This is a genomic window from Streptomyces sp. NPDC059875 (genome assembly GCF_042731085.1).
GTDB lineage: Bacteria > Actinomycetota > Actinomycetes > Streptomycetales > Streptomycetaceae > Streptomyces.
Window position 1 is genome coordinate 190,578 of sequence record NZ_JBHWJZ010000014.1, and the last position, 9,653, is coordinate 200,230.

Annotated in this window: 9 protein-coding genes; 6 read left to right on the plus strand and 3 right to left on the minus strand. The window is 71.7% G+C overall.

All coding sequences use genetic code 11. The annotated features are described in order from the left end of the window. Positions 1-31 precede the first annotated feature (31 nt). The 4 genes from ACFV9D_RS19485 (at position 32) to ACFV9D_RS19500 (ending at position 4,198) form a co-directional block, all read left to right on the plus strand. Entirely contained in the window at positions 32-901 is an 870-nt protein-coding gene (locus tag ACFV9D_RS19485; protein ID WP_385147260.1) for an alpha/beta hydrolase, read from the plus strand. 93 nt (positions 902-994) lie between these two features. Beyond that, a complete protein-coding gene (locus ACFV9D_RS19490) occupies positions 995-2,308 on the plus strand; it encodes a sensor histidine kinase (RefSeq protein ID WP_385147308.1) in 1,314 nt (437 codons plus the stop codon). Further along, on the plus strand, positions 2,305-2,964 hold the full coding sequence (locus tag ACFV9D_RS19495) for a response regulator transcription factor (protein ID WP_355113355.1): 660 nt from the start codon (positions 2,305-2,307) through the stop codon (positions 2,962-2,964). Before ACFV9D_RS19490 ends, ACFV9D_RS19495 begins: the two co-directional genes overlap by 4 nt. Positions 2,965-2,995: 31 nt before the next feature. Beyond that, the gene (locus tag ACFV9D_RS19500; protein ID WP_385147265.1) at positions 2,996-4,198 is read left to right on the plus strand and encodes a cytochrome P450; all 1,203 of its coding nucleotides are present in this window, start codon (positions 2,996-2,998) and stop codon (positions 4,196-4,198) included. Between the two features lie 54 nt (positions 4,199-4,252). On the opposite strand, the gene ACFV9D_RS19505 is transcribed toward ACFV9D_RS19500, so the two are convergent. Further along, positions 4,253-5,866, minus strand: coding sequence for an ABC transporter permease (locus ACFV9D_RS19505; protein ID WP_385147267.1), 1,614 nt, complete (start codon positions 5,864-5,866; stop codon positions 4,253-4,255). Continuing rightward, entirely contained in the window at positions 5,863-6,759 is an 897-nt protein-coding gene (locus ACFV9D_RS19510) for an ATP-binding cassette domain-containing protein (protein WP_385147270.1), read from the minus strand. The genes ACFV9D_RS19505 and ACFV9D_RS19510 overlap by 4 nt, the downstream gene beginning before the upstream one ends. 62 nt (positions 6,760-6,821) lie before the next feature. Here ACFV9D_RS19510 and ACFV9D_RS19515 point away from each other — a divergent pair, with 62 nt between their 5' ends. Continuing rightward, entirely contained in the window at positions 6,822-7,346 is a 525-nt protein-coding gene (locus tag ACFV9D_RS19515) for a GbsR/MarR family transcriptional regulator (protein WP_385147273.1), read from the plus strand. Positions 7,347-7,382: 36 nt separating this feature from the next. Here the strand turns inward: ACFV9D_RS19515 and ACFV9D_RS19520 are convergent, their stop codons facing one another. After that, complete coding sequence (locus ACFV9D_RS19520; RefSeq protein ID WP_385147276.1) at positions 7,383-8,180, minus strand: diacylglycerol kinase; 798 nt, start codon at positions 8,178-8,180, stop codon at positions 7,383-7,385. Between the two features lie 143 nt (positions 8,181-8,323). Here ACFV9D_RS19520 and ACFV9D_RS19525 point away from each other — a divergent pair, with 143 nt between their 5' ends. After that, positions 8,324-9,607, plus strand: coding sequence for an adenylosuccinate synthase (locus tag ACFV9D_RS19525; RefSeq protein WP_385147279.1), 1,284 nt, complete (start codon positions 8,324-8,326; stop codon positions 9,605-9,607). Positions 9,608-9,653 lie beyond the last annotated feature (46 nt).

The following is a 9,653-nucleotide window of genomic DNA, read 5'->3' on the forward strand; positions in this document are numbered from 1 at the left end:
TTCGGCCGCGTCCCCGAGAGGTTGGAACAGAATGCCGGACCCCGCCGCGCGCGACGCCGCCGAAGAAGCATCGGCCTTCTCGCACCCGGCCGTCGCCCCTGATGTGTCCGCCGCGTACGGCGAACACCCCGACCAGGTCGTCGACTTCTACGCGCCGCGCGACGGCCGGCAGCGGGCCCCGCTCGTCGTGGCACTGCACGGCGGTGCCTGGCGGGCGCCGTACGACCGGCAGCACCTGACTCCTTTCGTGGACTTTCTGGCCCGCCGGGGTTTCGCCGTCGCCAACGTCGAGTACCGACGTGGCAGCGCCATCCCCCGGCAGGGCGGGACCGCGCCCGTCGCGGGGCGCTGGCCCGAGACCCTCGACGACGTGGCCGCGGCGCTGGACGCCGTACCGCGGCTGGCCGCCGAGCATCTGCCGCAGGCCGATCCGCGCCGGATCGTGCTCACCGGCCACTCCGCGGGCGGTCATCTCGCCCTCTGGGCCGCCGCCCGACACGTACTGCCCCCCGACGCACCCTGGCGGCTGCCCGCCCCGCCCGAGCTGCGCGGGGTGGTGGCGCTGGCCCCCATCGCGCACTTCGACCGGGCGGTGGAGCTCGGGGTGTGCGGCGGCGCCGTGACCCAGTTCCTGGGCGGCGAGGGCGAGTTCGACGTACGGGCACGGCACGCGGACCCCGCGCTGCTGCTGCCGACCGGGATCGCCACCGCGGTCGTCCAGGGCAGGGACGACATCGTCGTCCCGCAGGCGGTGGCCGACGCCTATGTGGAGGCGGCGGCGAAGGCGGGGGAGACGGTCGGCTTCACCCTCCTCCAGGACGTCGGCCACTTCCCCCTGATCGACCCGGCGGCGGACGCGTGCGCGGTGGTCGCGGAGGAGATCGCCCAGCTCGCGTTCTGAGCGGGCCCCGGCGCGTACGGCCGCGTAGTACTTGGGACGGATGCGGGAGGATCCATATTCATGGTGACGACCGCGTCCGCCCGTCCCCGTACCTTGGCTGATGTGACCGACACCCGTGAAACGAGCCGCAGCCCCGAGTTCCGCCTGGCCCAGGGCGCGCTCGGCGGGCTGCGCCAGGACCTCTTCCACAACGCCTTCGAGTACCGCCCCCTGCCGCCGATGGCGGTCGACGGCGTGCTGACCCGGCGGCTGCCGGAGCGAATACGCAACAAGGCCCGCTGGACCCCGCACGCGATCGTGGTCGGCTTCGCCTTCTTCCTCTTCGCGGTGGGGACGACCGTCGCGTCCGGCAACGGCCTGTTCGTCCTCGCGTTCGCGGGGCTGCCCGCGGTCGTCGTGCTGCTGACCCTGGTCCGCCCGGTCCTCGCCTTCTGGGCGTCGCTGGCCATGACGCCCTTCGTCACCGCCCTCGGCTCGTACGGGGACGACTGGCCGTGGGGCCCGACCTCGGGCACGGCGCACGTGGTGGTCATGACGGTGGTGGCCGCCCGCACCCGGCCCCGTACCGCCGCCTGGATGTGGGCGGTCTCCGCCGCGTACGCCTTCCTCGCCACCGGCCTTCTCGCCCGGGGCACCGGCCCCGACGCCTTCGCGGTCCTCTTCCCCTCCGCGCTCGCGCTGCTCGTCGTGACCGTCCTGCAGGTCCGCCGCGAGGCCGAGAAGACCGTCACCGCCCAGCAGACGGTGACCGCCGTGGAACGCTCCAAGCGGACGTTGCTCGAGGAGCGCACGACCATCGCCCGTGAGCTGCACGACGTCGTCGCCCACCACATGTCCGTGGTCGCCATCCAGGCGGAGGCGGCCCCCTACCGGGTCGAGAACCCGCCGCCGGAGCTGGAGCAGGCCTTCGTCACCATCCGCGAGAACGCGGTGGCGGCCCTGACCGAGCTGCGCCGTGTCCTCGGGGTCGTACGGGCGGAGGACTACGAGGCCCCCGACGCCCCGCAGCCGACCCTCGCCGATCTGGAGGGGCTGGTCGCGAACGTCCGCGAGGCCGGGCTCGACGTCGAGAAGACGGTGACGGGAGCGGTGCGGGAGCTGCCGCAGGGCGTGGAGCTCTCGGCGTACCGGATCATCCAGGAGGCGCTGAGCAACGTGCTGCGGCACGCGCCGGGCGCCGGGGCGAAGGTCGAGGTCAGCTACGTCCTCGGCGGACTCGGCCTGCGGATCGTCAACGGCCCGGCGCGAGGCCTCGTGAAACCCTCGCAGGGCGCCGGCCACGGCATCACGGGGATGCGCGAGCGGGTGACGATGCTGAACGGCGAGATGACGGCCGAGTCGACCGAGGACGGCGGCTACGAGGTCACGGCGTTCATCCCCGTGACGCGTGAGGAGACGGACCAGTGATCCGGGTACTGATCGTCGACGACCAGATGATGGTCCGCGAAGGCTTCTCGGTGCTGCTCGGCGCGATGCCGGACATCGAGGTCGTCGGAGAGGCCGTCAACGGCCGCGAGGCGATCGCCCAGGTGGCGGCCCTGCGCCCGGACGTCGTCCTGATGGACATCCGGATGCCGGAGCTGAACGGCATCGAGGCGACGCGGGAGATCGTCGCGGCGGATGCGGACGCGAAGGTGCTGGTCCTGACGACCTTCGACCTCGACGAGTACGTGTACCAGGCGCTGCGCGCCGGCGCCTCGGGCTTCCTGCTGAAGGACGCGTCGGCGCGGCAGCTGGCCGAGGGCGTACGGGTGGTGGCGGCCGGCGAGGCGCTGCTCGCGCCGACCGTGACGAAGCGGCTGATCACCGAGTTCGCCAAGGCGGCCGAGTCGCCGAGGCCGCCGGCGCTGGCGCAGATCGGGGACCTGACCGAGCGGGAGACCGAGGTGCTCGTGCTGATCGCGCAGGGCCTGTCGAACGCGGAGATCGCCGACCATCTGGTGGTGGCCGAGTCGACGATCAAGACGCATGTGAGCCGGATCCTGGTGAAACTGGGGCTGCGGGACCGGACGCAGGCGGCGGTCTTCGCGTACGAGGCGAGGCTGGTGCAGGTCGGCGGGTAGCGCGGTGCGGGTCGCCGGGTAGCGTCCGGTCATGGACGTTCCCTTCGCACCCTGGTCCCCCGCGTTCGTCGCGGACCCGTACCCGGCCTACGCCGAGCTGCGCGCCGCCGGCCGCGCCCACTGGTACGCGCCGACCCGGCAGTGGTTGATCCCGCACTACGAGGACGTGTCGGCGCTGCTGCGGGACCGGCGGCTCGGCCGGACGTACACGCACCGGTTCACGCACGAGGAGTTCGGCCGTACGGCTCCTCCCGAGGCGCACGAGCCCTTCCACACCCTGAACGACCACGGCCTGCTCGATCTGGAGGCGGGTGACCACACCCGGATCCGGCGGCTGGTGTCCAAGGCGTTCACGCCGAGGACGGTGGAGAACCTGGCGCCGACGGTGCGGCGGCTGGCGGCGGAGCTCGTCGACGGACTGGTCGAGCGCGGCGGCGGCGACCTCCTCGCCGACGTCGCCGAGCCGCTGCCGGTGGCGGTGATCGCGGAGATGCTGGGGATTCCGGAGTCGGACGAGGAGCGGGGGATGCTGCGGCCGTGGTCGGCCGACATCTGCGGGATGTTCGAGTTGAACCCCTCGGAGGAGACGGCGCGGCGGGCGGTGCGGGCGTCGCTGGACTTCTCGGCGTATCTGCGGGAGCTGATCGAGCGACGGCGGAAGGAACCGGGGGAGGATCTGATCTCGGGCCTGGTGGGGGTGGAGGAGCTCACGGAGCAGGAGATGATCTCCACGTGCGTGCTGCTCCTGAACGCGGGGCACGAGGCGACGGTGAACACGACCGTGAACGGCTGGTGGACGCTGCTGCGGCACCCGGAGCAGCTGGCGGCGCTGCGGGCCGACCCGGACGGAATGTTGTCCACAGCTGTGGAAGAAATCCTGCGGTACGACACCCCGCTGCAGATGTTCGAGCGCTGGGTCCTCGACGACATCGAGGTCGGTGACGTCACGATCCCGCGCGGCTCGGAGGTCGCCCTGCTCTTCGGCTCGGCCAACCGCGACCCGGTCCGCTTCGCCCGCCCGGACGACCTGGACCTCACCCGCACGGAGAACCCCCACATCACCTTCGGCGCAGGCATCCACTACTGCCTGGGCGCCCCCTTGGCCCGCCTCGAACTGACGGCGCTCTTCGACGAGTTGCTCCGGAGGACTCCGAGGTTGCGCCTCGCGGCGGAGCCGCGCTGGAAGCCGGGTTACGTGATCAGGGGCGTCCACGAGCTGATGGTGGAGGTCTGACGCGCGCGACGGGAAGGGCCCCCGTTCCCGGGGGCCCTTCCCGTCGAGCCGGCGTCAGGACGTCGTGAGGTCCCGGCGGCGCAGGCGCCAGAGGCCGGTCGTCACGAAGGCCGCCGCGAGGGCCGCGAGGACCAGGACCGGGCCCCACGCCATCTCGCTCCCCGGCAGCTTCGGCAGGTGGCCGAAGGGCGACAGGTTCAGGACCGACTGCGGGAGGTCCAGCGCCGGGCCGATCCAGCCGAGCGCCAGGCACAGACCCGCCACGCCCCACCCCGCCACCGCCGCCTTGGGGAACGCGCCCCACAGCAGCACCGCGAGCCCCGCCAGGGTCCAGATCGCGGGGAGCTGGGCCAGTGAGGCCCCCAGGATCGGGCCGAGGTCCTTGCCGTACGAGACGTACAGACCGAGACCGCTCAGCAGCATGATCAGCGCCGCGCCGCCGAAGGCGATCAGCAGGTGCCCGGCCGCCCAGCGCACCCGCCCCACCGCGTTCGCCAGGATCGGTTCGGCCCGCTGCGAGGTCTCCTCGCCGTTCAGGCGCAGCACCGACCCGACCGCGTAGAGCGCCCCGATCATCCCGAAGAGGCTCACCATCGTCGCGAGGAAGGCGTTGCTCAGACCGGTCCGACCGCCCATGCGCTCGAAGATCTCCCGGGCCTGCTCGTTGTCGCCGACGATGTCCGCCGCGCCCTCGACCATCCCGCCGAAGACGATCCCGCCGAGCAGGAAGCCGATCGACCAGCCGAGCACGCTGCCCCGCTGCAGCCGCCAGGCGAGCGCGCCCGCCGTCCCGAGTCGCCCCGCCGCCGGGCCCGGCCGGGTCGGCAGGAAGCTCATGCCCACGTCGCGTCGGCCGGCCAGTTCGTACGCCACCGCCGCCTGGACGAGCACGGCCCCGGCGATCAGCAGCAGCACCCACCAGCGCTCACCCCCGAACGCGCGGACGTTCTCGGCCCAGCCGATCGGCGAGAGCCAGGTCAGGACGGAGCTGCCTCCCCCTAGGACGCCGTCCTGGGAGGTACCCCCAGCCGTCCCCGCGTCCCCCGCCGCCCGCAGCACGAACGCGAGCCCCAGCACCGCCGCCGTCAGACCCTTCGCCAGCCGTGCGCTCTCCGTCAGCTGCGCGACGATCGCCGCCATCGTGGCGAAGAGCATGCCCGTCCCGCCGACCGCGAGCCCGAGGGCGAGCGCCCCGCCGGGCCCCTGACCGGCGAGGCCGGCCGTGATGAGGAGCGCGACGGCCGCGTTGGCGACGAGCGCCGTGAGCAGGGCGGCGGTCAGTGGCGCCCGACGACCCACGACGGCGGAGGAGAGCATCTCCTGACGCCCGGTCTCCTCCTCTTCCCTGGTGTGCCGTACGACGATGATCAGGCTCATCACGGCGGCGAGCACGGCGGCGAAGGTGCCGAACCGCCAGGCCACGAGCCCGCCGAGGGAGTCGCTGAACACCGGCCCGTACAGCGAGCGCATCGAGCTGTTGGCGGTCATCGACGCGGCCAGCTCGGCGCGCTGCGCCTGGGTCCCGTACAGGCCCTCCAGGGAGCCGACACCGCTGGCGACCATGCCGCCGGTGACCACGGCCCAGAGGGGCAGCATCAGCCGGTCGCGGCGCAGCGCGAGCCGCGCCAGGGACCCGGTCCCGGTCAGATGCACGGCGAGCGTACTCATCGCGCGGTCACCTCCTCCGCGTAATGGCGCAGGAAGAGCTCCTCCAGGGTGGGCGGGGTGCTGGTCAGGGACCGCACGCCCGTCTCGGTCAGCGAGCGCAGCACCGCGTCGAGCTTGTCGGTGTCGACCTGGAGCCTGACCTTGTGGCCCTGGACGGCGAGGTCGTGGACGCCGGGCAGGTGCGCGAGCCCGTTGGGCGGGCCGGCGAGTTCGGCGGTGACGCTGGTACGGGTGAGGTGGCGCAGGTCCGCGAGCGAACCGCTCTCCACCGTCTGCCCCTTGCGGATGATGCTGACCCGGTCGCAGAGGGTCTCGACCTCGCTGAGGATGTGCGAGGACAGCAGGATCGTGCGACCGCGCTCACGCGCCTCGGCGACGCAGCTCTGGAAGATCTCCTCCATCAGCGGGTCGAGGCCGCTGGTGGGTTCGTCGAGGATGAGCAGGTCGACGTCGGAGGCGAAGGCGGCGACCAGGGCGACCTTCTGGCGGTTGCCCTTGGAGTACGTCCGCCCCTTCTTCGTCGGGTCGAGCTCGAACCGCTCGATCAGGTCGGCCCGCCGGGCCTTGTCGAGGCCGCCGCGGAGCCGGCCGTAGAGGTCGATGACCTCACCGCCGGAGAGGTTGCGCCAGAGCGTCACATCACCTGGCACGTACGCGATTCGGCGGTGCAGCTCGACGGCGTCGTTCCACGGGTCGCGGCCGAGGAGCTGGGCGGCGCCGGAGTCGGCCCGCAGCAGCCCGAGGAGGACCCGGATGGTGGTGGACTTCCCGGCGCCGTTGGGGCCGAGGAAGCCGTGGACCTCACCGGTCTCGACGGTGAGGTCGAGGCCGTCCAGCGCGTGCGTCCGCCCGAAGGACTTGTGCAGTCCGGCGATGGTGATTGCCTTCGTCATGCTTCAGAACGTACGCTACTTTCACAAAGTTGTGAAGTTAAGGAAGCGTATAAAGTTGGGGGATGAGCGAGATGACGACGACCAGCGCGGGCGACGATGAAGCCGTGTCCCGTTTCGTGGAGCGCTTCGCCGCCGAACTGGCCGAGGCCGGCATGCAGCGGATGGCGGCGCGCGTCTTCGCGGCGCTGCTCGCCTCCGAATCGGCGTCCATGACCTCCGCCGAACTCGCCGACCGACTGCAGATCAGCCCGGCCGCCGTCTCCGGAGCCGTCCGCTACCTCAACCAGGTCGGCATGGTCAGCCGCGAACGCGACCCCGGCTCACGCCGCGACCGCTACGTCCTCCACAACGAGGTCTGGTACGAGACGCTCACCCGCCGCGACCAGATCCTGACCCGCTGGGAGAAGGTGCTCCGCGACGGCTCGGAAACCCTCGGCCCGACCACGGCGGCGGGCCGCCGGACCGCGGAGACGGCGGAGTTCTTCGAGTTCCTCCAGAAGGAGATGCTGGGCCTCCTGGACCGCTGGCGCGAGCACAAGGCGGCCCAGCGGGTCCAGCAGACCGAGCAGACCGAGCAGACCCAGTAAGACCCGGGAGGCCGAGCAGGCCCGGCAGGCCGCCTCCTAGTCCTTCGGAAGCGTCAGCCCCCACGCCCCTTCCCGCACCGTCCACGTCCTGCGGCGGACCGGACCCGAGACCACCGTGTCCGCGCGGTAGCGGAAGTCCGGGCCCGAGACCGTCAGGGTGCGGGCGTCCGTGTGGAAGGCGGGGGCGGAGGCGGGGTGGACGGTGACTTCCGCCACTCCGGCCACGGAGCGGACGCGCACCCCCTCCACCGGGGCGCTCACGTCGCTGAGCAGGACGCCGTCCGCCTCCACCCGGAGGCGGTGGGTGCGGGTCGCGAGCGGGGGCGGGGCCGGGCGGACCAGGGTGCGGACCAGGGAACGGCAGGTGTCCCAGACCGTCGGCTGGCCGACCGTCCCGCCGCGCACCGCCGGGATGCTCAGGTCGCCGAGCACCACCCCGTCGCTGTCGTCCACCAGCAGGTCCAGGCGGCGTACGGCCCCGTCGAGCACCGCCCGCGCCGCCGTCACCGCGCTCTGCGGCACGCCGAGCGCGTGCGCCACTTCCAGGGAGCCCGGCGCGCCGATCGGGATGAGGGAGAGCGCCCCGTCCGCGAGCTCACGCTCGCGGTGCAGCAGCGTCACCGTCCGTAGCAGCGCACGGTCGTCCCCGACCAGCACGGGGCGACGGGAGCCCCGCCGCGCAAGGGCCCGGGAGAATTCCTCCGGGCTGTCCGGGAGGCAGATCTTCGCTTCTGCTCCCGCACACAACACATCTTTCGCGATCCGTACGGACTCGCCGTCACTTCGGCGGGCGACCGGGTCGATGACCACCAGCAGCTGGTCGTGAGCCGACACCTCGGTCCTTCCTCGGGTAGCATCTTTGTGCAAGAGCCCCTTGCGCTATTGCGCCAGGGGCTTCGTCTATTCCGGGGCACACCGGTGAGGCGGCGTCGGCCCCCTGACCTTGGACATGCCCCGCCCGGAAGGGGTGTACGCCTGTGCCCGCACTTGTGCTGCTCGGTGCTCAGTGGGGTGACGAGGGCAAGGGAAAGGCCACCGACCTCCTCGGTGGATCCGTTGACTATGTAGTGCGTTACCAGGGCGGCAACAACGCCGGCCACACCGTCGTCGTCGGCGACCAGAAGTACGCGCTGCATCTTCTCCCTTCCGGAATCCTCTCCCCGGGGTGCACCCCGGTGATCGGAAACGGTGTCGTCGTCGACCCCGCGGTCCTGCTCTCCGAGCTGAGCGGACTGAACGAGCGAGGCGTCGACACGTCCAAGCTCCTGATCAGCGGCAACGCGCATCTGATCACCCCGTACAACGTCACCCTCGACAAGGTGACGGAACGGTTCCTCGGGAAGCGCAAGATCGGCACGACGGGTCGCGGCATCGGCCCGACCTACGCCGACAAGATCAACCGCGTCGGTATCCGGGTCCAGGACCTGTACGACGAGTCGATCCTCACCCAGAAGGTCGAGGCGGCGCTCGAGGGCAAGAACCAGCTCCTCGCCAAGCTGTACAACCGCCGCGCCATCGACGCCGCGCAGATCGTCGAGGAGATGCTCCAGTACGCGGAGCAGATCAAGCCGTTCGTCGCCGACACCACCCTGATCCTGAACCAGGCGCTGGACGACGACAAGGTCGTGCTCTTCGAGGGCGGCCAGGGCACGCTCCTGGACGTCGACCACGGCACGTACCCCTTCGTCACCTCCTCGAACCCGACCGCGGGTGGCGCCTGCACCGGCGCCGGCGTGGGCCCGACGAAGATCAGCCGGGTCATCGGCATCCTCAAGGCGTACACGACCCGTGTCGGCGCCGGCCCGTTCCCGACGGAGCTCTTCGACGAGGACGGCGAGGCGCTGCGCCGCATCGGCGGCGAGCGCGGTGTCACCACCGGCCGTGACCGTCGCTGCGGCTGGTTCGACGCGGTCATCGCCCGCTACGCGACCCGCGTCAACGGCCTGACCGACTTCTTCCTCACCAAGCTCGACGTGCTGACGGGCTGGGAGCAGATCCCGGTCTGCGTCGCGTACGAGATCGACGGCAAGCGCGTCGAGGAGCTGCCGTACTCGCAGACCGACTTCCACCACGCGAAGCCGGTCTACGAGATGCTGCCGGGCTGGTCCGAGGACATCACCAAGGCCAAGACCTTCGCGGACCTGCCGAAGAACGCGCAGGCGTACGTGAAGGCGCTGGAGGAGATGTCGGGCGCCCCGATCTCCGCGATCGGCGTCGGCCCGGGCCGCACCGAGACGATCGAGATCAACTCGTTCCTGTAAGCGGTAAGCGGTAAGCGGTAAGAGGGCCCGCACCCCGGTTTCCGGG

Coding starts and splice junctions, on each gene's coding strand:
- ACFV9D_RS19500 (WP_385147265.1), top strand. CDS start 2,996: ATGGACGTTCCCTTCGCACCCTGGTCCCCCGCGTTCGTCGCGGACCCG.
- ACFV9D_RS19505 (WP_385147267.1), bottom strand. CDS start 5,866: ATGAGTACGCTCGCCGTGCATCTGACCGGGACCGGGTCCCTGGCGCGG.
- ACFV9D_RS19510 (WP_385147270.1), bottom strand. CDS start 6,759: ATGACGAAGGCAATCACCATCGCCGGACTGCACAAGTCCTTCGGGCGG.
- ACFV9D_RS19485 (WP_385147260.1), top strand. CDS start 32: ATGCCGGACCCCGCCGCGCGCGACGCCGCCGAAGAAGCATCGGCCTTC.
- ACFV9D_RS19515 (WP_385147273.1), top strand. CDS start 6,822: ATGAGCGAGATGACGACGACCAGCGCGGGCGACGATGAAGCCGTGTCC.